Below are 19,157 nucleotides of genomic sequence, written 5' to 3' on the forward strand. Positions count from 1 at the left end.
TCTGCGACAGCGTTTACTTCACCTGGGTGCGGACGTAGTCGGCGATGTCCCGTGCCACACCCGCCAGTGCCGATTGCAGGGCGCCGAAGCCGGCGTTGCGCTCGCACGTGGCTTCGTCCAGGTACAGGCCCCGATGCAGTTCGATCTGCAGGCTGTGGCGGCGCTCCGCCGGCCGGCCCAGGCGGGAGATCAGCGCCACGCCCTTGTAGGGGTCGTTGATGGCCACGCTGAATCCGCGGCTGCGCAGCGCCTGCGCCACCACCTGGGTGAATTCCGGCGCGGCCGTGGTGCCGTCGCGGTCGCCCAGGACGAAGTCCGCCAGCTTCTTGTCCGTCTGGATGCCCAGCCCCTGGTAAGCGTTGGCGGGCATGGAATGCAGGTTCAGGTGCCACACCGCGCCGTGCTGCGCATACGCCGCTTCGATGGCCTGCCGCATGGCGGCGTGGTAGGGCGCATGGTAGGTGGCGATGCGGTGCTGCACCTCGGTCACGCCGAGCTTGCGGCTGTAGATGGGCGTGCGGCCGCCTTGTCCCGCATCGCGCCAGATGAGGCCAATGCCCAGGCGCGTTTTCTCGCCGGGGTTCACGGGCCCGGGCCAGGGTGCGTCCAGCATTGCCGGATCGATGTCGTCGGCGTCGCGGTTGGGATCGATGTAGGCCCGCGGGAACTCCGCCGCCAACAGGGTGGCGCCCACCGACGGCAGCGATTCCCAGAGCACGTGCACGTCGGTGTCCTCGCCCGCGCGCAAGCGCTCGAACGGGATGCTGTAGCCGAAGTCGGCCGGGTACAGGGTGCCGCTGTGCGGCGAATCGCAGACCAGGGGCAGGGCTTCGCCCTCGGGTAGGCGCAGCGTGTAGGGTGCGAAGGGTGTCGGGACGCTGGGAAGGACGGGTGTACTCATTCGGGAACGGAGGGAGCCAGGTCGTTCAAGTGGCAGGCGCTCGTGTGACCGGATGCCAGCGTGCGCAGGGCAGGCCGCTCCACGCTGCAGCGCGGCATGGCGTGCGGGCAGCGGGGGTGGAAGGCGCAACCGGTGGGCGGCCGCAGCGGCGACGGCAGTTCGCCCTTGATCGGCTGGTAGTCGCGGCGCTGCGTGTCCAGCGACGGCAGCTCCGACAGCAGGGCCTGGGTATAAGGATGGTTGGGGCGGCTGAAGATGGTCTGCGTGGGCGCGACCTCGACCACGCGGCCCAGGTACATGATGACCACGCGGTCCGAAACATGGCCGACCACGCCCAGGTTGTGGCTGATGAACAGGTAGGTCAGGCCCAGGGCGCGGCGCAGTTCCAGGAACAGGTTGAGCACCTGGGCCTGGATGGAGACGTCCAGCGCCGCCACGGCCTCGTCGCAGACGATCAGTTGCGGCTTGAGCGCCAGCGCCCGCGCGATGCCGATGCGCTGGCGCTGCCCGCCCGAAAACTGGTGCGGGTAGCGCTGGCCGTAGTCCGGGTCCAGGCCCACCTGGCGCATCAGGCCAGCGACGTAGTCGGCTTTGCCGGACGCAGGGACCAGGCCGTGCACCACGGGCGCTTCGCCGATGATGTCCAGCACCCGCATGCGCGGGTTGAGCGAGGCCATCGGGTTCTGGAAGATCATCTGCACGCCCAGCACGTAGGCCTTGTGCTCGGCGGAGGTCATCCCGTGCAGGGGCTTGCCCTGGTAGCTGACCTCGCCGGCGGTGGGCGGGCTGATGCCGGCGATGACGCGGCCCAGCGTGGACTTGCCACAACCCGATTCACCGACGACGCCGATCACTTCGCCCGCGGTGATGTCGAGGTCGACTCCGGCGACCGCATGCACCACCGACGGTGCATTGCGTGCACCCAGCAGGTTGGCGATCCTGCCGGCCAGGTCCACCGGCTGCACGAAGCGCTTGTCGATCCCGCGCAGTTGCAGCAGCGGCGTGGCGACCTGCGACGGGCTGGATGCGTCCATGCCTCAGGCCAGCGCGTGCCAGCAGCGCACGGTTTTCTGCGGTGGCACGTCGACCGCCTGTGGAACGGTGAGGCAGGCGCTGGAGGCGTAGCCGCAGCGCGGGCGGAAGGCGCAGCCTTGTGGCAACTGCAGCAGCGATGGGGTCATGCCCGGGATCTGCCGCAGCAGCGAGCCGTGCGTGGCCCGCGTGGGAATCGAATCGACCAGCCCCTGCGTGTAGGGGTGCGAAGGCCGGTGCACCACGTCGGCGGCGGCGCCGCTTTCGACGATGCGGCCGGCATACATCACGGCGATGCGGTCGGCCAGGCCGGACACGACGGCCAGGTCGTGCGTGATCCAGATCATGGCGGTGCCCGTTTCCCGGCAGAGCTTCTGCACTTCGTACAGGATCTGGGCCTGGATGGTCACGTCCAGCGCCGTGGTGGGCTCGTCCGCGATGATCAGCCGGGGTTTGTTGAGCAGCGCGATGGCGATCGCCACGCGCTGGCGCATGCCGCCCGACAGCTGGTGCGGATAGGACAGCAGCCGCTCCTGCGGCGAAGGGATGCCGACCATGGCGAGCGTGTCGCGGGCGCGCGCCAGCGCCGCCGCCGCGCCCACCTTCTCGTGCGCGTGGATGGCCTCGACCATCTGCGTGTCCACCCGCAGCACCGGGTTGAGCGTCATCATCGGGTCCTGGAAGATCATCGCGATCTCCTTGCCGCGCAGCTGCTGCAGGCGCCGCTCGCCCGCGCCCACCAGCTCTTCGCCCAGGTAGCGGATGCTGCCGCCGACGATGCGTCCCGGCGCATCGATCAGGCCGATGACCGAGAAGCCGGTGATGCTCTTGCCCGAGCCCGATTCACCGACCAGGCCGAGGATTTCGCCGCCGCCCACGCGCAGGTCGACACCGTCCACCGCCTTGACCACGCCGCCGTGGGTGAAGAAGTGGGTCTGCAGGCCCCGCACCTCGAGGACGGGTGCGCTCACGCTCTCAGTGGGCATTGTGCGGGTTGAGGATGTCGCGCAGGTGGTCGCCCACCAGGTTGATGCCGACGATGGCCAGCGCCAGCGCGATGCCGGGGAAGAACGAGATCCAGTAGTGGCCGCTGAGCATGAACTCGAAGCCGTTGGCGATCAGCATGCCCAGGGAGGGCTCGGTCACCGGCACGCCGACACCGAGGAAGGACAGCGTCGACTCGAGCGCGATGGCGTGCGCCAGGTCGATGGTGGCGATGACGATCAGCGGCGGCATGCAGTTGGGCAGCATGTGCCGCAGCAGCACGCGCGGCGAACTGAGGGCCATGCATTGCGCCGCTTCCACGTATTCCTTGGCGCGCTCGACCAGCGCGGCGCCGCGGGCCGCCCGCGCGAAGTAGGCCCATTGCACGATGACCAGCGCGATGATCACCTTGTCGACGCCCTTGCCCAGGATCGCCAGCAGGATCAGCGCGACCAGGATGGAGGGGAAGGACAGCTGGATGTCGACGATGCGCATCAGCAGCGCGTCGACCCAGCGGCCGAAATAGGCGGCCGTGAGACCGACGATGGTGCCGATGGCCAGTGCCGCCGCCACCGAGACGCCGCCGACCATCAGGCTGGTGCGCAGGCCATAGAAGATGGCCGAGAGCAGGTCGCGTGCCTGGCCATCGGTGCCCAGCCAGTAGTGCATGCCGCCATCGGCCGTCTTGCTGCCGGGCGGCAGCTTGGAGTCGAGGATGTCGAGCTTGCCGATGTCGTACGGGTTCTGCGGCGAGATCCAGGGCGCGAACACGGCGACGGCGACGGCCAGCAGCAACAGCACCAACCCGGCGACAGCCAGTTTGTTGGCAAGGAACTCGCGCCGCAGGCGCCGCCACGGCGTCTCGGGCGGCGGCAGGGCCACCGGCTCCTGTTCGATCCCGACGGGGGTGAGGACCGCGCTCATGCTTTCGCCTCCTGCAACCGGACCCGGGGGTCCAGGACGGAATAGAAGATGTCGGTCACCAGGTTCAGCATCACCAGGAAGAACACGATGAGGATCAGGTAGGCCACGACCACCGGCCGGTCCAGCGTGATGATCGAGTCGAGCAGCAGCTTGCCCATGCCGGGCCAGGCGAAGACGGTTTCGGTCACCACCGCGAAGGCCACGACCTGCCCGAACTCCAGGCCGAACACGGTGACGATCGGGATCATGATGTTCTTGAGCAGGTGCACCCGCAGGATGCGGCTCCAGGCCAGGCCCTTGGCGCGCGCGAACTTGATGTAGTCCGTGGGCAGCGCTTCGCGCGTGGCGGCGCGCGTCACGCGGATGATGAGCGCGGCCTTGGCGGTGGCGATGGTCAGGGCCGGCAGGATCAGCCGCTTCCAGCCGTCCAGCGTGAGCACGCTCAGGTCGAGCGGGCCCACCAGCACGGTCTTGCCGCGGCCACTGGCCGGCACCCAGCCCAGGTAGACGGCGAACACCATGATCAGCATCAGGCCGACCCAGAAGTTGGGCAGCGAAAAGCCCAGCACCGAGCCGGTCATGATGCCGCGCGTGCTGAGGGCCTGCGGCTTGAGCCCGGCCCAGATCCCCAGGGGGATGCCGACGATCGCCGCCAGCAGCATGGCGACACAGGCCAGCTCCAATGTGGCGGGCATGCGCTCCAGGATCAGGCCCATGGCCGACTGGCCGGTCAGGAAGCTCTTGCCGAAATCCAGCTGCAACGCGTGGGACATGAAGATGGCGTACTGCTGCCACAGCGGCTTGTCGAGGCCGAAGTTCTGGCGGATCGCCTCCCGGTCCAGTTCGGTGGCGTCCGGGCTGGCCATCATCGAAACCGGGTCGCCCACGACGTAGAGGCCGACGAAGACGAGCGCCGACATGACGGCCATGACGAGCACGGCCTGCAGCAGGCGGCGGATGATGTAGGCGAGCATGCGCAGACGCTCAGCGACGCAGGCTCACTTGCCGAGCGTCACGTACTGCACCATGGTTTGCTGGTCGGCGCGGCCGGCGAACTCGATGCCCTTCTTCATGGCCCAGACCGAGTGCTCGAAGTGGATCGGGAGCATCGCGAAATCGGCCATGGCCATCTCGCTCGCCTTGGCCAGCATGTCGCTGCGCTGGGCCGGGTCCATCAGGTCGGCCGAATCTTCCACCAGCTTGTCCATGGCCTTGTTGGAGTAGCGGCTGCGGTTGGTGGTGCCCACCCCCTTTTCCTTGTTGGGGGTCACCAGCAGGGAGTTGAGGGTGTTGGACATCTCTCCGGTCGCGGTGCCCCAGCCGGCCATGTAGGCGCTGAAGGCGTAGCTGTCGCGCTTCTTGAAGAACACCGGCGGCGCGGTGGCATCCACCGTGGTCTTGATGCCGATGCGCGTCCACATCGCGGCCAGCGTCTGCGCCACCTTGCTGTCGTTGATGTAGCGGCCGTTGGGCGAACCCAGCACCAGGGTGAAGCCGTCGGGATAGCCCGCCGCCTTGAGCAATGCCTTGGCTTTCTCGGGGTCGGCCTTGGCGGCCGTTGCCAGCTTCTTGCTGGCACCCAGCATCGGCAGCGGCAGCAGTTGCGCGGCTGGCGTGGCGATGCCGCCCATGACGCGATCTACCAGCGCTTCGCGGTCGATGGCGAGCGACATGGCTTCACGCACCCGCTTGTCCAGGAGGGGGTTCTTGCCGTTGGTGCCCTGGATGCCCGGCGTCTGCTCGCCGTTCTGGTCCAGCGCGACGTAGATGATGCGGTTGGATGCCTTGGCCACCACGTTCAGCTTGGGGTCCTTCTTGAGGCGTTCCAGGTCGTCCGTCGGCGGGTCTTCCACCAGGTCGACGTCACCGGCCAGCAGCGCCGCCACGCGCGCCGCCGGGTTGCTGATCGGACGGTAGATGACCCTGTCCCAGGCCGGCTTGGGGCCCCAGTAGTACGGGTTGCGCTCGAACACGATCTCGGAGCCGCGCTTCCAGGACACGAACCGGTAGGGGCCGGCACCCACCAGGCCGTTGCCGGCGTTCAGCTCGGTGGTGGTCTTGCCCTCCGGCGCGGTGCCCGACGCGGCCTTGGCCGACATGATGGGCAGGGAGGCCATGTTGGTCGGCAGCAGCGGATATGGCTTTTCGGTGGTGATGCGCACCGTGAGCGGGTCCACCGCTTCGACCTTGGTGATCTGCTGGAGGTAGATCTTGTACGAGGACGGGCTGTTGGGAACCTTGGGCACGCGGTCGAAGGTGAACAGCACGTCGGCCGCGGTGAAGGGCGAGCCGTCGGAGAACTTCACGTTAGGCCGCAGCTTGAAGGTCCAGGTGTTGCCCTGCGCGGTCCACGACTCGGCAAGGCATGGCTTGGGCAGCATCTCGGCGTCGGCACAGACCAGCGGGTCGAACAGCGTCTGCGACAGCTGGATGTTGGGCGTGAGCGCGTGGTATTGCGGGTCCATCGACGATGGCTCGGTCTTGATGGCGACGACCAGGTCACGCGCCGTGGCGTTGCCTACCAGCCCGGCCGCGGCGGCGGTGACCGCGCAGGCAAACAGTTTTCCTCGCATTGGCAGTGGCTCCGGAAATATTGGAGGGAGGCGGGACCCGGCACTACGCGCGCCCGCGTGCATTCTTGCGCTGGCACAGCATACAGGCGGCGCCATGGGCCGCAGCACCCGTGATAACCCGGCTGGCGGCTGGATGTGAGGCTCAGCCACGCCCACGGAACTGGCGGACAGGCGCTCGCGTTGCTGCATGGCTGCAGCGAGTGCGGCAGCGAGTGCGGCAGCGCCCGCACCTTCAGCGACGTTGTGCGTATCGGCGAAGAGCACGCGCATCGCTTCCGCGACCTCGTCGTCGCTGGCCTTTCGAAGAACTCAACGAGCGTGACGCCAAGCGCGCGCATGGCAGCGTTCTTCTCCACCGAGTGGCTCGGCGAGGCGAGGACCAAGGCGTCGAACCAGGTCAGTCCGCCAAGCCGGTACGAAAAACGCATTCGACCCGAGCCCGCCACGCTGCGCTCACGAAGCAATCGCAAGCGACTTTCCACGTTCTGTAACGCTCGGAGCGCATTGATCGCACAAGTCCAACCGAGTGGGGCAGGGCTTCAGCACCATCGGGCCTGTCTCGCATGTTGTGCGAGACATAGGATTTCTCCGAAGCCCTCATGCGAGCAATCAGCACCACGCAAAACCACGTGGAGATTGCCCCCGTAGCGCGACCTTTACAGAAACCTTGGAGCCACACGATGAGATCCCCTCAGCTATCAAACACCGGTGTTGCATATTGGGTGAAGGTCATGGCGCTCGCCATCCTCACCGCCTCCCGAGCAGCTGCCATGGCGTTCCTGGGCACTGGCGCCCTCTTTCTCGCTTGTGCAAGCAGTGCGTGGGCTGCGCCCGGCGACCTGGATCCCACATTCGGCAGCGTTGGCAAGGTGACGACGCCGATCTTCGCGCAAGCCAGCGACGGCGCGACCGTGTATGCGGTTACGGTGCAGTCCAACGGCAAGATCGTCGCGGCGGGCAGCGCTTTCCGCGCTCCACAGAACGGCGCCAGCAGTGGCAGCGACTTCGTGCTCGCCCGCTACAACACCAATGGCAGCCTGGACACCAGCTTCGGCGGCAGTGGCAAGGTGACCAAGGACATCGGCGGCGGCCAGGACTACGCGTACGCCGTCGTCGTGCAGCCTGACGGCAAGATCGTTGCAGCGGGCTCGGCCGAAGTGAACGCAGCGAACGCGAACACCCGTTTCACGCTGGTTCGCTACAACCCCGACGGCAGCCTGGACAGCGGCTTCGGCACCGCCGGCGTCGTGAGCACCGATTTCTTCGGCACGGAAAACATGGCCGCCGCGGTAGCGATCCAGGCCGACGGCCGGATCGTCGTCGCGGGGCGCACCCACGACGGGATCTTCAGGCGCTTCGCGCTGGCGCGGTACAGCGCCGACGGCAGCCTCGACGCCAGCTTCGGCACAGGCGGCAAGGTGACCACGAGCTTCTTCGGCTTCGATAACGGCGCTACCGGGGTTGTGGTGCAGGCGGACGGCAAGATCGTGGCGAGCGGCTGGGCCGACCCCGGCGGCCCCAACGTTCAATTTGCGATGGCGCGCTACAACGCCGATGGCAGCCTGGATGCGGGCTTCGGGACCGGCGGCAAGGTGACGACCGACTTCTTCGGCGCGAACGACGTTGGCTGGTCGCTCCTCCTGCAGGGCGACGGCAAGCTCGTGATCGCGGGCCTGGTGCTTCCTTCCGGATTCGGGAGCGACGTCTTCGGGCTGGTCCGTTACAACACCGATGGCAGCCTGGATACCAGCTTCGGCGCTGGCGGCAAGACAACCCTGTCCTTTTCGTTCAGTCGTCAAAGGCGCCTGGCAGCCGCTCTCCAGCCCGATGGGAAGATCCTCGCGGTGAGTTGGGGCGTCGATGGGTCGACCGGCTTCGACGTCTTCTCGCTCGCACGCTTCAACGGCAATGGCGCGGTCGACCTGGGCTTCGGGAACGGAGGCAAGGTGATCACCAACGTCCTGGGGTCCCAGAGCCAGGCGTATGCGCTCGCGGTACAGGGTGACGGCAGGATCCTGGCCGCAGGCTCTGCATTCGATTCCAGCCGTTCCCTGGGAGTCCTCGCGCTGACCCGCTACGACGCCGGCGCCATGAATTCATCCGCGGTGCTCTCGTCGGTCCTGTTCAATGCGGCCAGCGTGGTGGGTGGCTCGTCGGCGACCGGGATCGTGACGCTGACCGCGGCAGCGCCGGTGGGTGGGGCCCTCGTGAGCCTTCTGAACAACTCCCTGGCGATCAGCGTACCCGCCAGCGTGACGGTGCCGCAAGGTGCCACGACGGCGACCTTCAGCGTGTCGACCACGCCCGTGGGCGCCAATACCACCGCGACGGTGACCGGGAGCTACAACGGGGTGAGCGGGGCCGGGTTGTTGACCATCACGACGGCGGCGACGACGACGACTGCGCCGCCGCCGCCGCCGCCCGCCGGCGTGACGCTGACGGTGAAGGCCACGGGCCGCAGTGGGGAGAGCGTGGTATCGAGCCCGGCGGGAATCAATGCGAAGGTCGGGACGCTCAGCGCCGCCAGTTTTGCGGCGAACACCGTGATCACGCTGAGCACAAGCAGCAAGCGCGACGTGGTCTGGTCCGGCAGCTGCTCGAGCGGCGGCAACAAGGCGAAGAGCTGCACGTTCACGATCAAGGCCAATGCATCGGTGACGGGCAGCGTGCAGTAGGGCGGCGTTGTGGCGTGGCGGGCACCGTTTCGGCGGGCCCGCTATCGGGAGCTGTGAAGCATTGCGACCAGCTCCCCGAGCACTGGCGGCATCTTGCGTTCGTTCCAGACCATGTAGACGTCGGAGCGGATCGGCGTTTCGGGAATGGCCGTGAAGCGAACTCCCGAAAGTCCGCTCTCTGTCAGTGCCTTCGGAACGAGCGCGTATCCCATCCCTTTCGAGACGAGTGCCACCACGCTGAGCCAGTGCCGCACCTCGTGGCGCACCGGCGGGTCCAGGCCTAGTTGAGCGCAGAGCGAAAGCACGCGCTCGTAGTAGTCCGGCGAAGCGCCGCGCGAAAACAGCACCAGTGGCTCACGCGAGAAGTGCTCCAGCCGTGGCGCGCGCCGTGCCGCCCCTGCCCGCGTCGGCGTGCAGAGCACGAAGGGCTCGGTCATGTAGAGCGCCTTGTTCAGGTCCGCCGGCACGCGCGGCGTATGCACGAAACCGAGATCGATCTGGGCCCGGGCGAGGGCTTCCAGCTGCTCCGCCGAATTGAGCTCCACCAGCTCCGTCTGCACCTGCGGATGCGAGGCATTGAAGCGGCCCAGCTGCTCGGGCAGCCGCCGGAAGAGCATCGAACCGACGAATCCGATCCGGACACGAACCGTGACGCCGGCTGCCACGTCCCGGGCGCGCCGGGCAGCCGTGTCGACTTCGGCGAGAACCTGCTGCGCGGACCGCCGGAATGACTCACCGGCCGGCGTGAGCTTCACGCCGCGGCTGTTCCTCTCCAGCAGCTTCAGTCCCAGCGCGCCCTCCAGCTGCTTGATGTTGAAGCTCAGGGGCGGCTGGGACATGTGCAGGCGCTTGGCCGCCCTCCCGAAATGCAGTTCATCCGCCAGCACGAGGAAATAGCGAAGGTGGCGCAGCTCGAAGGCCATACAAGGTTTGGATCGATCCAGCCGAATTCAATATTGGACATTGTCTCGCCGGATCCGAAGAATGCAATCCAGCACCCTGCGAGGAGACCCTTGATGAACGCACGCTTGCCGACTTTCGCCACCGAGCCGCAGCAGCACCCGATCCCGGATCGCACCGGCACCAACGCCTGGCTGGACGATGAGGAAGGCCAGTCCCTGCTGCCGCTGTACCTGCCCGCGGATCTGCTCGCGCACTTGCAGCCGCACCTGTGCCGACTGGGGGAGCGCGCCGGCGGCGAGCTGGACCGCCTGGCGTACGAAGCCGACCAGAACCCGCCGACGCTGCAGCATCGATCGCGTGCCGGACTGGACGACCAGCGCGTCCTCAAGCATCCGTCGTACGTCGCACTGGAGAAGGTGGCGTTCAGCGACTACGGCCTGGCCGCGATGTCGCACCGCGCCGGCGTGCTCGGCTGGCCTGCACCCATGCCGGCGGCGGCGAAATATGCCTTGACGTACCTGCTGGTGCAAGCCGAGTTCGGCCTGTGCTGCCCCTTGTCGATGACCGACTCGCTGACGCGAACGCTGCGCAAGTACGGCGACCCGGAACTGGTCCGGCGCTATCTGGCCGACCTCACGACGCAGGACCTCGACGCGCTCACCCAGGGCTCGATGTTCATGACCGAGCAGGGTGCCGGCTCCGACGTCGCGGCGACCGCCACGATGGCCATCCCTGACGAGCAGGAGCCGGGCCGCGCATGGCGGCTGCACGGCGAGAAGTGGTTCTGCTCGAACCCCGACGCCGGGCTGGGCATGATCCTCGCGCGCACCCAGGGCGCGCCGGAAGGCATGAAGGGCGTCTCGCTGTTCCTCGTGCCCAAGGTGCTCCCCGACGGCACCCGCAATGCCTACCGGATCGTCCGCCTGAAGGACAAGATGGGATCGCGCTCCATGGCCAGCGGGGAGATCCGCTTCGAGGGGGCCAAGGCCTGGCTGGTCGGCGAGCTGGGGCGCGGCTTCGCGCAGATGGCGGACATGGTGAACAACTCGCGCCTGTCCAACGGCATGCGCTCGGCGGGCATGATGCGGCGCGCCATCGCAGAGGCGCTGTACATCGGCCGGAACCGCCGCGCCTTCGGCCAGCGCCTGATCGACATGCCGCTGATGCAGCGGCAGCTCGCCAAGATCATGCTGCCCGCCGAACAGTCGCGCACGATGATGTTCCAGACCGCCGAGGCGCTGCGCCGTTCCGATGCGGGCGAGGAGGGTGCCTATGCCCTGACGCGCCTGCTCACGCCCCTCATCAAGTTCCGGGCCTGCCGCGATGCGCGGGCGGCCACCGGCGATGCCATGGAGGTGCGGGGCGGCTGCGGCTACATCGAGGAGTGGGGCGATCCGCGCTTCGTGCGCGATGCGCATCTCGGTTCGATCTGGGAAGGCACCAGCAACATCGTCGCGCTGGACGTCATCCGCGCGATCCGCCGCGAAGCGTCCCTGCCGGTGTGGCGCGCCCATGTGCAGGCGCTGCTGGCGAAGTCGTCGTGGCACGCACAGCCGCGGGCGCACGTGGATGCGCTCATCGAACGCGTGGAATCGCTCGCCGAAAAGGCGGCGGAGAAGGGGCAGGAGGCGCTCGCCCGGCAGGCGGCGACGGCGCTCTACCGGCTCACCGCCGCCATCGCGATGGGATGGGAAGCCAGCCAGACCGGATCCATGCGCCGCATGCTGCTCGCCCAACTGGCAGTGCGACACCAACTGCTGCCGGCTGATCCCTTGCAGGGTGAGGCCGCGACGAACCTCTCGCCGCTGTTCGAGCAAGCGCCGCCGCGCGGGGATGTCGGCGTCGTGAATATCTTCGCCGACTGATTCCCGCAGAGCATCCAAGGAGACAAGACATGCATCCGATCTCTAGGCGAGCTTTCGCCATCTACACCGGTGCTGCCACGCTGGGCCTTGCCCATGCGCAGACCACCTTCCCGAGCAAGCCCGTGATCCTGGTGGTGCCCTATGCGCCCGGTGGCCCCACGGACGCCATGGCGCGTACGCTCGCGACAGCGCTCAAGCCGAAGCTGGGTGACAAGGAACCCGTGCTGGTCGAGAACAAGGCCGGCGCCGGCGCCAACATCGGTGCCGAGTATGTCGCCCGCGCAGAGCCCGATGGGCACACCATCATGTTCGGCACTTCGGCGCCGCTCGCGATCAACGTGAGCCTGTACCAGAAGATCGGCTACGACCCCGTGAGCAGCTTCACGCCGATCATCTACCTGGGCTATCTTCCCAACGTGCTGGTCGTCCACCCGTCGTTGCCGGTCAGGAACGTGCAGGAACTCATCGCGTACGGCAAGGCCCACCCCAGGAAGCTGAGCTTCGCGTCTTCCGGGAGCGGGGCTTCGTCGCACCTCGCGGGCGTGCAGTTCAACCAGCGTGCCGGCACCGACTTCCAGCATGTTCCCTATAAAGGGACTGGCCCGGCGCTCAACGACCTGCTGGGGGGCCAGGTGTCCATGGCCTTCACCGACGTGCTCACCGCACTGCCGCACATCAAGGCCGGCAAGCTACGGGTGCTGGGTGTCACGACTGCCGCGCGCTCGCGCAGCTTGCCGGACGTCCCCACCGTGATGGAACAGGGCGTGCCGGATTACGACGTGAGCGTCTTCTTCGGGATCGTCGGCCCGGCCGGCATGCCACGCGACGTCGTGCAGAAGCTGAACACCGCGTTCGTGGGCATCCTGCAGCAGCCCGAGGTGCGGCAGCGCCTGGAGGCCCAGGGGCTGGCGATCTCCAATGAGCAGAAGCCGGAGCAACTGGGCGCCTTCATCCAGTCCGAGGTGAAGAAGTGGCGCGAAGTGGTGCGGATCTCCGGTGCCCGCGCCGATTGATCGGGACACACCATGAACCCTTCCATTCACGGCGCCTTGCACGGGCTGCGCGTCGTCGATCTCTCGCGCGTCCTCGGCGGGCCGTACTGCGGCCAGATCCTCGGCGACCACGGCGCCGAGGTGCTGAAGATCGAGCCTCCGCAGGGTGACGAAACGCGCACGTGGGGGCCGCCGTTCGAGCATGGCGTCGCTTCCTACTACATGGGGCTGAACCGCAACAAGCGCGGGCTGCGGCTGGACCTCGCCGGCGAGGCCGGCCGCGAGCAGCTGCTGGGACTGCTGGCAGGCGCCGACGTGCTGATCGAGAACTTCAAGACGGGCACCATGGAGCGCTGGGGGATCGGCTACGAGGCGCTCGCCGCGCGGTTCCCGCGCCTGGTGCATTGCCGTGTGAGCGGCTACGGGGCCGACGGTCCGCTGGGGGGGCTGCCGGGTTACGACGCGGCGCTGCAGGCACTGTGCGGCCTCATGAGCGTGAACGGCGAGACGGGGGGCGAGCCGCTGCGCGTCGGCCTGCCAGTGGTGGACATGGTCACGGGCCTGAACGCAACGATCGGTATCCTGCTCGCATTGCAGGAACGGGCGCGCAGCGGGCGCGGACAGTTCGTGGAGGCGGCGCTGTTCGATTGCGGCCTGTCGTTGCTGCACCCCCATGCGGCCAACCTGTTCGGCGGCGGAAAGGCTCCCACCCGTACGGGCAACGCGCATCCGAACATCTACCCGTATGACGCATTCCCGACGCGGACGATCCCGATCTTCCTGGCCGTGGGCAACAACGGGCAGTTCGGCAGGCTTTGCGAACTGCTGCGGGCACCGGAACTCGCAACGCAGCCCGAGTTCGAATCGGCAGGCGCGCGATCCGTGAACCGCGATGCACTGCGAAGCGAGCTGGTGGAACGGCTCGCCTCGGTGGACGGCGAAGCTTTCGTGGAGACGCTCTCGGCGGCCGGAGTGCCGTGCGCCCCCATCTTGTCGGTGGAGCAGGCGATCGCACATCCACATACCGCTCACCGCGGCATGACGGTGAGCCTGGACAACTATCGCGGCATCGCCTCGCCGATCAAGCTTGGACGCACACCAGCCACGTACCGGCTGCCGCCGCCCTGAGGTGCAGTTGCCCGGCGGTGCCGTCCGTGCTGCCGTCGACCACGACCCACACCGGGTTCCAATGGTGGCGCGCCTCCCGCACGGTCGAAAGCACCTTCTCAGGCGAGCTTGCGGGAGCGGGCAGTCCGCTGCGGCGCAACGCCGGCGAACAGCCGGCCGTGTTCCGCCGTGCGTTCGTGGTTCCGGGCGATGCTGCCGCAAACCAGGTCGCACAGCGCATACACGGATTCGTCCGCCATGCTGTAGTAGGCCGCCGTTCCGCGGGCGTCCCGGCGCACCAGCCCCTGCTGCGTGAGCACGGCCAGGTGCCGCGACACATTGGCCGCGGTGTAGCCCGTGGCCTCGGCCAGTTCGCCGACGTTGCGTTCCCCGCTGCGCAGCAGGTTCAGGATCTGGAGCCGGGTCGGCTCCGAGAGGGCGCGGAAGTATTCGGCAACCTTCTGGAGTGCTTCGGGAGGCAGGTTCTTCATGCGTGAACGGGTGCTGGTGAGGCCTGGACGCATCATGCCCCACCGCGGCCGCCTTTGAAAATGATTTGGCTACTTGCAATGTTAGCTGTGTGGCTAAATAATGCATCAACGACCAAAGAAACGAAGGGGGAGGGCCATGGAACGATCTGCCGTGAACCGCCGCGCCCGCGCCACCGCGGCCTGGGTGGCCAGCGCGGTGCTCGCCATGCTGCTGGCCCTGCTCCAGTGCGTGGCTGCGGCGCAGGTCCCGGTCGCCGACCGGGCGGGGAGCCACGAACTGCGCACCGTCGCGGCGAGTGGAGGTGGCGGCAGGCAGAGCGTTGCCTTCGATGGCGTGGTCGAGGCCGTCCGGCAGACGGCGATCGCTGCCCAGGTCTCCGGTGCCGTGGTCGCCCTGGAGGTCCGCGCGGGCGACCGGGTGCGCAGCGGCCAGGTGCTGCTGCGCCTGGATTCCCGCGCCGCCGAACAGGCTGCCGCCGCCAGCGCGGCGCAGGTGGGCGCGGCCAGCGCGGAGCGGGAAGCCGCCACGCGTGACTTCGAGCGGCAGCAGCAACTCTTTGCGAAGAACTACATCAGCCGCGCCGCCCTCGACCGCGCCGAAGCGCAGTACCGGGCGGCGCAGGCGGGCACCGCCGCACAAGTGGCGATGGCGGGCGCGGCCCGCACCCAGTCCAGCTTCTACGTGGTCCGGGCTCCGTACGGCGGGATCGTCGCTGACGTGGCCGTGGTTCTCGGCGACATGGCGCTGCCGGGACGCCCGCTGCTGACCGTCTACGACCCGGGCGCGCTGCGGGTGAGGGCAGCGGTACCGCAGACGGTGGCGCTGCAACTTGCGACCGACATGCGCCCGCAGGCGGAGATCCCCGGGCTGGGGCAGCGGATCGCGCCTGCACGCTGGCAGCTCCTGCCCACGGTGGACCCCGCGACGCACACCCTCGAACTCCGGCTCGATCTTCCGGCCGTCGCTCCCGGCGTCACGCCGGGCATGTTCGCGCGCGCCTGGCTGCCGCTGCCGGGCGGAGCTGCCGGGAGCCGCGTCTACGTGCCGCAGGGCGCCGTGCTGCGGCGCGCCCAGCTGGATGCCGTGTATGTCGTCGGTCCGGACGACAGGCCGCTGCTGCGGCAGGTGCGGCTCGGCCGCGCCGACGCCGACCGCATCGAGATCCTCAGCGGGCTCGATGCCGGCGAGCGGGTCGCGCTGGACCCGCAGGTCGCCGCGCGCGTGCGCTGAACGAAGGCACGCACGATGAGCCTGCGTACCGGCATCTCCGGCCGCATCGCCGGTTACTTCCAGTCGGCGCAGATCACGCCGCTGCTCGCGCTCGTCGCCTTGCTGCTCGGCGTCTTCGCCGTGCTGGTCACGCCACGCGAGGAGGAGCCGCAGATCAACGTCACGATGGCCAACGTGCTGGTGCCCTTCCCGGGCGCTTCCGTGCGCGACGTGGAACAGATGGTCGCCACCCCGGCCGAACAGGTGCTGGCGCAGATCGCGGGGATCGAGCACGTGACGTCGCTGTCCCGGCCGGGGCTTGCCGTGCTGACGGTGCAGTTCAAGGTGGGCGTGCCGCGCACCGAGGCGCTCGTGCGCCTGTACGATGCCCTCGCGACGCATGCCGACTGGCTGCCGCGCGGGCTCGGCGTGGGCGAGCCTATCGTCAAGCCGAAGGGAATCGACGATGTGCCCGTGCTGGCCGTGACGCTGTACGCGCGCGACGAGCGCATGGGCGCCTACGAGCTCGAGCAGGTCGCCCACAGCGTGGAGGCGGACCTCAAGCGCGTGCCCGGCACGCGCGAGGTCGTCACGATCGGCGGCCCGGGCCGCGGCATCGTGGTGGAGCTCGACCCGGCGCGCATGGCCGGCGCGGGCGTCACGGTGGCCGAACTGCGGCAGGCGCTGCAGTCCGCCAACCTCGGCTCACCGGTGGGCGAACTCCTGGGCGGCAACCGCTCGGTGGCGCTGGAGGCCGGCCCGTTCCTGCGCGACGCGCGCGATGTCGGCGAACTGATCGTGGCGGTGCGCGACGGCCGCCCGGTGTTCCTGCAGGAACTCGCGACCGTGCGCGATGGCGCGCTGCCGGCCCGGCGCTACGTGTGGCACGGCATCGTGGGCCCCGGCGGCGGCGAGTTCCCGGCGGTGACGCTGTCGATCACGAAGAAGCCGGGGGAAAACGCGATCGACGTGGCCGCGGCGGTCCTGCGGCGCATCGGCGAGCTGCGCAACACCGTGATCCCGCAAGGCGTGGAGCTGGCCGAAACGCGCAACTACGGCGCGACGGCGAACGACAAGGCGCACAAGCTGATCCAGAAGCTGCTGTTCGCGACGGCTTGCGTGGTGGCGCTCGTGTTCGTCGCCCTCGGGCGGCGCGAGGCCGCCATCGTGGGGAGCGTCGTGGTGCTGACGCTCACGGCGACGCTGTTCGCCTCCTGGGCCTGGGGGTTCACCCTCAACCGGGTGTCGCTGTTCGCGCTGATCTTCTCCATCGGCATCCTGGTCGATGACGCCATCGTGGTGGTGGAAAACATCCATCGCCACCAGGCCCTGGAGCCGCACAAGACCCTGCTGGAGCTGATCCCGGGCGCCGTCGACGAGGTGGGAGGACCCACGATCCTGGCGACGCTCACGGTCATCGCCGCCCTGCTGCCGATGGCCTTCGTGAGCGGGCTGATGGGCCCCTACATGAGCCCGATCCCCATCAATGCCAGCATGGGCATGCTGCTGTCGTTGGCCATCGCCTTCGTCGTCACGCCGTGGCTGGCCCGCCTCTGGATGCGGGACACGCAGCACCTGCAGCCGGCTGCGCCCAAGGGCCTGGGCGCCAGGCTGGGGCCGCTGTTCGAGCGCCTGTTCCGGCCCCTGCTGGACGACCGCAGCGGTGGCCGCAACCGCACGCTCCTGGCCGCCGCCGTCGCCGCGCTGATCGGGCTCTCGCTGGCCTTGCCGGCTGTCGGCCTCGTCGTGCTGAAGATGCTGCCCTTCGACAACAAGTCGGAACTCCAGGTGGTGGTGGACATGCCGGCAGGCACGCCGGTGGAAAAGACGGCGGCCGTGCTGCGCGAACTGGGCGACTTCCTGGCACGCCAGCCGGAGGTGGTGAACTACCAGGCCTATGCCGGCACGGCCGCGCCGATCAACTTCAACGGCCTGGTGCGCCAGTACGACCTGCGCACCGGTGGCGAGGTGGGCGACCTGCAGGTGAACCTCGCCGGCAAGACGCAGCGCCGGGAACAGAGCCATGCGTTCGCGACGCGGTTGCGGCCGCCGCTGCAGGCCATCGGGCTTCGCCACGGCGCGAACGTCAAGGTGGTGGAGGTCCCGCCGGGGCCGCCCGTGCTCGCTCCCATCGTCGCCGAGATCTACGGGCCTGACGCGGCGGGGCGCCAGCAGGTTGCCGAAGCCGTGCGCGCCGTGTTCGCCGGCGCGCCCGGCGTGGTCGACGTGGACGACAGCAGCATCGCGGCGGCACCGCGCAAGCTGCTCCTCGTCGATCGCCGCAAGGCAGCCCTCCAGGGCGTGCCACAGCAGGCGATCGTGAGCACGCTGCGCGCCGGCCTTGCGGGCGAGGCAGTGGCCTGGCTGCACGACGCCAGCAAGTATCCCGCGGCCGCCGTGCTCCAGCTTCCAGCCGAAGCGCAGGGCGATCTGGACACGCTGCTGCAGCTCTCTGTCCGCGGCGCGCGCGGCCAGCTGGTGCCGATCCGCGAACTGGTGACGGTGAGCGACACGCTGCGCGAGCAGCCCGTGCACCACAAGGACCTGCTGCCGGTGAACTACGTCACCGGCGACATGGCAGGCGCGGTGGACAGCCCGCTGTACGGCATGTTCCGCATGGGCGAGGCCCTGCGCGCGATCCGCACCCCCACTGGCGCCACGCTGGCCGAATCCTTCATCCGCCAGCCCTCCGATCCCTACCGCGAGTACACGCTCAAGTGGGACGGCGAATGGCAGGTCACGTACGAAACGTTCCGCGACATGGGGGCCGCCTATGCAGTCGGCCTGGTGCTGATCTACCTGCTGGTCGTGGCGCACTTCGGCTCCTACCTGACGCCGCTGATCATCATGGTGCCGATCCCGCTGACGATCGTCGGGGTGCTGCCGGGGCACGCGCTGCTTGGCGCGCAGTTCACCGCCACCAGCATGATCGGGATGATCGCGCTGGCCGGGATCATCGTGCGCAACTCGATCCTGCTGGTGGACTTCATCGAACTGCAGCTTGCGCGCGGCGTACCGCTGCCCCAGGCCGTGGTGCGCTCTGCCGCGACGCGAGCCCAGCCCATCCTCCTGACCGGCCTGGCCGCCATGCTGGGCGCCTTCTTCATCCTGGACGACCCGATCTTCAACGGGCTGGCGATCTCCCTCGTCTTCGGCATCTTCGCCAGCACGCTGCTCACCCTGGTCGTGATCCCGCTGCTGTTCTTCGTGACCCACCGCCGCTACCCCGCGGCGGAACCCGCATTCATCGTTGCCGACCAAGGAGTTTCCGCATGACCTCGTGGCAAATCGTGCGCCTGTTCGCAGGCATCTTCATCCTCGTGTCGCTCGCCTTCGGCGTGCCGGGCAGCCCGCTGTTCGTGAGTCCGTGGTGGCTCGCCTTCACGGCGTTCGTCGGCGCCAACCTGCTGCAGAGCGCGTTGACGCGCTGGTGCCCGCTGGAGATCATCCTGCGCAAGCTGGGCGTGCAGAAGGGCTGCTGACCCCCGACGCGCGGCGCC

General features: G+C 68.5%; 15 protein-coding genes and 1 pseudogene. 7 read left to right on the forward strand and 9 right to left on the reverse strand.

Annotation, left to right across the window (positions count from 1 at the left end):
• Positions 1-13: 13 nt before the first annotated feature.
• The 6 genes from JI746_RS07390 to JI746_RS07415 are packed head-to-tail and all read right to left on the reverse strand — an operon-like array spanning position 14 to position 6,414.
• Positions 14-901: an N-formylglutamate amidohydrolase gene (locus JI746_RS07390; protein WP_201688152.1), complete on the reverse strand. Its 888-nt coding sequence runs from the start codon at positions 899-901 to the stop codon at positions 14-16.
• Complete coding sequence (locus JI746_RS07395; protein WP_201688153.1) at positions 898-1,935, reverse strand: ABC transporter ATP-binding protein; 1,038 nt, start codon at positions 1,933-1,935, stop codon at positions 898-900. The genes JI746_RS07390 and JI746_RS07395 overlap by 4 nt, the downstream gene beginning before the upstream one ends.
• Positions 1,936-1,938: 3 nt before the next feature.
• Entirely contained in the window at positions 1,939-2,919 is a 981-nt protein-coding gene (locus JI746_RS07400; protein ID WP_201688154.1) for an ABC transporter ATP-binding protein, read from the reverse strand.
• The gene (locus tag JI746_RS07405; RefSeq protein ID WP_201688155.1) at positions 2,909-3,841 is read right to left on the reverse strand and encodes an ABC transporter permease; all 933 of its coding nucleotides are present in this window, start codon (positions 3,839-3,841) and stop codon (positions 2,909-2,911) included. The genes JI746_RS07400 and JI746_RS07405 overlap by 11 nt, the downstream gene beginning before the upstream one ends.
• Positions 3,838-4,815 (reverse strand): ABC transporter permease, encoded by a 978-nt coding sequence (locus JI746_RS07410; RefSeq protein ID WP_201688156.1) that lies wholly within the window; start codon positions 4,813-4,815, stop codon positions 3,838-3,840. Before JI746_RS07410 ends, JI746_RS07405 begins: the two co-directional genes overlap by 4 nt.
• Before the next feature lie 24 nt (positions 4,816-4,839).
• Complete coding sequence (locus JI746_RS07415; RefSeq protein ID WP_236599628.1) at positions 4,840-6,414, reverse strand: ABC transporter substrate-binding protein; 1,575 nt, start codon at positions 6,412-6,414, stop codon at positions 4,840-4,842.
• 731 nt (positions 6,415-7,145) lie between these two features.
• Between JI746_RS07415 and JI746_RS07420 the strand changes: the two genes are divergently transcribed.
• Complete coding sequence (locus JI746_RS07420) at positions 7,146-9,089, forward strand: delta-60 repeat domain-containing protein (protein WP_201688157.1); 1,944 nt, start codon at positions 7,146-7,148, stop codon at positions 9,087-9,089.
• 41 nt (positions 9,090-9,130) lie between these two features.
• Here the strand turns inward: JI746_RS07420 and JI746_RS07425 are convergent, their stop codons facing one another.
• Positions 9,131-10,012: a LysR family transcriptional regulator gene (locus JI746_RS07425; protein ID WP_201688158.1), complete on the reverse strand. Its 882-nt coding sequence runs from the start codon at positions 10,010-10,012 to the stop codon at positions 9,131-9,133.
• Between the two features lie 93 nt (positions 10,013-10,105).
• On the opposite strand from JI746_RS07425, the gene JI746_RS07430 reads away from it, so the two are divergent.
• Genes JI746_RS07430 through JI746_RS07440 form a run of 3 tightly spaced genes read left to right on the forward strand, consistent with a single transcriptional unit; the run spans position 10,106 to position 13,977 of the window.
• A complete protein-coding gene (locus tag JI746_RS07430) occupies positions 10,106-11,857 on the forward strand; it encodes an acyl-CoA dehydrogenase family protein (protein ID WP_201688159.1) in 1,752 nt (583 codons plus the stop codon).
• A gap of 29 nt (positions 11,858-11,886) precedes the next feature.
• Complete coding sequence (locus JI746_RS07435) at positions 11,887-12,870, forward strand: Bug family tripartite tricarboxylate transporter substrate binding protein (protein WP_201688160.1); 984 nt, start codon at positions 11,887-11,889, stop codon at positions 12,868-12,870.
• A 12-nt stretch (positions 12,871-12,882) separates the two neighbouring features.
• Positions 12,883-13,977: a CaiB/BaiF CoA transferase family protein gene (locus JI746_RS07440; protein WP_201688161.1), complete on the forward strand. Its 1,095-nt coding sequence runs from the start codon at positions 12,883-12,885 to the stop codon at positions 13,975-13,977.
• Here the strand turns inward: JI746_RS07440 and JI746_RS27605 are convergent.
• Positions 13,970-14,101, reverse strand: a pseudogene (locus JI746_RS27605) (glycosyltransferase family 2 protein); the annotation flags it as partial. The gene JI746_RS07440 and the pseudogene JI746_RS27605 sit on opposite strands and share 8 nt — an antisense overlap.
• A complete protein-coding gene (locus JI746_RS07445) occupies positions 14,076-14,447 on the reverse strand; it encodes an ArsR/SmtB family transcription factor (RefSeq protein ID WP_201688162.1) in 372 nt (123 codons plus the stop codon). The gene JI746_RS07445 and the pseudogene JI746_RS27605, both read right to left, overlap by 26 nt.
• A 136-nt stretch (positions 14,448-14,583) precedes the next feature.
• On the opposite strand from JI746_RS07445, the gene JI746_RS07450 reads away from it, so the two are divergent.
• Genes JI746_RS07450 through JI746_RS07460 form a run of 3 tightly spaced genes read left to right on the forward strand, consistent with a single transcriptional unit; the run spans position 14,584 to position 19,139 of the window.
• Positions 14,584-15,678, forward strand: coding sequence for an efflux RND transporter periplasmic adaptor subunit (locus JI746_RS07450; RefSeq protein ID WP_201688163.1), 1,095 nt, complete (start codon positions 14,584-14,586; stop codon positions 15,676-15,678).
• A gap of 15 nt (positions 15,679-15,693) precedes the next feature.
• Positions 15,694-18,933: an efflux RND transporter permease subunit gene (locus JI746_RS07455; RefSeq protein WP_201688164.1), complete on the forward strand. Its 3,240-nt coding sequence runs from the start codon at positions 15,694-15,696 to the stop codon at positions 18,931-18,933.
• Positions 18,930-19,139: a YgaP family membrane protein gene (locus JI746_RS07460; protein ID WP_201688165.1), complete on the forward strand. Its 210-nt coding sequence runs from the start codon at positions 18,930-18,932 to the stop codon at positions 19,137-19,139. The genes JI746_RS07455 and JI746_RS07460 overlap by 4 nt, the downstream gene beginning before the upstream one ends.
• Positions 19,140-19,157: the final 18 nt, after the last annotated feature.

This window comes from Ramlibacter alkalitolerans (assembly GCF_016722765.1).
GTDB classification, from domain to species: domain Bacteria; phylum Pseudomonadota; class Gammaproteobacteria; order Burkholderiales; family Burkholderiaceae_C; genus Ramlibacter; species Ramlibacter alkalitolerans.

Bases quoted from the DNA above. Each gene is read 5' to 3' on its own strand.
- JI746_RS07420 (WP_201688157.1), top strand. From the start codon at position 7,146: ATGGCGCTCGCCATCCTCACCGCCTCCCGAGCAGCTGCCATGGCGTTC.
- JI746_RS07430 (WP_201688159.1), top strand. From the start codon at position 10,106: ATGAACGCACGCTTGCCGACTTTCGCCACCGAGCCGCAGCAGCACCCG.
- JI746_RS07460 (WP_201688165.1), top strand. From the start codon at position 18,930: ATGACCTCGTGGCAAATCGTGCGCCTGTTCGCAGGCATCTTCATCCTC.
- JI746_RS07440 (WP_201688161.1), top strand. From the start codon at position 12,883: ATGAACCCTTCCATTCACGGCGCCTTGCACGGGCTGCGCGTCGTCGAT.
- JI746_RS07395 (WP_201688153.1), bottom strand. From the start codon at position 1,935: ATGGACGCATCCAGCCCGTCGCAGGTCGCCACGCCGCTGCTGCAACTG.
- JI746_RS07400 (WP_201688154.1), bottom strand. From the start codon at position 2,919: ATGCCCACTGAGAGCGTGAGCGCACCCGTCCTCGAGGTGCGGGGCCTG.
- JI746_RS07445 (WP_201688162.1), bottom strand. From the start codon at position 14,447: ATGAAGAACCTGCCTCCCGAAGCACTCCAGAAGGTTGCCGAATACTTC.
- JI746_RS07455 (WP_201688164.1), top strand. From the start codon at position 15,694: ATGAGCCTGCGTACCGGCATCTCCGGCCGCATCGCCGGTTACTTCCAG.
- JI746_RS07390 (WP_201688152.1), bottom strand. From the start codon at position 901: ATGAGTACACCCGTCCTTCCCAGCGTCCCGACACCCTTCGCACCCTAC.
- JI746_RS07425 (WP_201688158.1), bottom strand. From the start codon at position 10,012: ATGGCCTTCGAGCTGCGCCACCTTCGCTATTTCCTCGTGCTGGCGGAT.
- JI746_RS07405 (WP_201688155.1), bottom strand. From the start codon at position 3,841: ATGAGCGCGGTCCTCACCCCCGTCGGGATCGAACAGGAGCCGGTGGCC.
- JI746_RS07450 (WP_201688163.1), top strand. From the start codon at position 14,584: ATGGAACGATCTGCCGTGAACCGCCGCGCCCGCGCCACCGCGGCCTGG.
- JI746_RS07415 (WP_236599628.1), bottom strand. From the start codon at position 6,414: ATGCGAGGAAAACTGTTTGCCTGCGCGGTCACCGCCGCCGCGGCCGGG.
- JI746_RS07435 (WP_201688160.1), top strand. From the start codon at position 11,887: ATGCATCCGATCTCTAGGCGAGCTTTCGCCATCTACACCGGTGCTGCC.
- JI746_RS07410 (WP_201688156.1), bottom strand. From the start codon at position 4,815: ATGCTCGCCTACATCATCCGCCGCCTGCTGCAGGCCGTGCTCGTCATG.